General features: G+C 54.6%; 1 protein-coding gene. It reads left to right on the top strand.

All coding sequences use genetic code 11. From position 1 onward, the window contains the following. On the top strand, window positions 1–1,013 hold a 1,013-nt coding region (locus Q8W32_RS16530; RefSeq protein ID WP_305415691.1), incomplete at both ends, for a cadherin repeat domain-containing protein.

The raw sequence follows: 1,013 nt of genomic DNA on the forward strand, positions 1-1,013 counted from the left end.
GCGTACTTATCGATCGATGCTGTAACTGGCGAAGTTACTTTGTTGGCCGATGCCGATTACGAAGCCAAAGCCAGCTATTCATTTGTAGTCACTGCCACCGATGGGGCCGGTAACCATACAGACCAAGCCGTCACGCTGGCGGTGAATAACCTCGATGAAGCAGCGCCGACGATTACGTCTGGTGCGACAGCTACCTCGATCGATGAAAACTCTGGTGCCGGACAGGTGGTGTATACCGCGGCCGCTGATGACTCTGCCGATATCTCTGATGGTGTGACCTTCTCGCTCTCTGGCGACGATGCCGCGTACTTCAGCATCAACTCCGCCACCGGCGAAGTGACTTTGTTGGCCGACGCTGATTACGAGACCAAACCAAGCTACAGCTTTACCGTCACCGCCACCGATGGGGCTGGTAACTTCACTGATCAGGCTGTGACGCTGGATGTGAATGATCTGGATGAGTCAGGACCGGTATTTAACTCCGGCACGTTGGCTGATGCCATTGATGAAAACTCTGGTGCCAGCTCGATTATTTACACCGCAGCGACCGATGACGCGACGGCGGTTTATTCGTTGTCTGGTACAGATGCGTCACTGTTCAGCATCAACTCTGCTACAGGCGAAGTCACCTTGTTGGCGGATGCGGATTATGAGAGCAAGTCCAGCTACAGCTTTACTGTCACCGCCACCGATGGGGCGGGTAACCATACCGATCAAACCGTCACCCTGGCGGTCAATAACCTCGATGAAGTCGCACCGACGATTACCTCTGGTGATACCGCCACCTCGATCGATGAAAACTCAGGTGCTGGGCAAGTGGTGTATACCGCTGTCGCTGATGACTCTGCCGATATTTCGGATGGTGTGACCTTCTCGCTCTCTGGCGACGATGCAGCGTATTTCTCGATCGATGCCAGCACCGGTGAAGTCACCTTGTTGGCGGATGCTGATTACGAAACCAAACCAAGCTACAGCTTTACCGTCACCGCCACCGATGGGGCCGGTAACCACAC

The organism is Oceanobacter sp. 3_MG-2023 (assembly GCF_030688925.1).
Taxonomy (GTDB): Bacteria; Pseudomonadota; Gammaproteobacteria; order Pseudomonadales; family Oceanobacteraceae; genus Oceanobacter.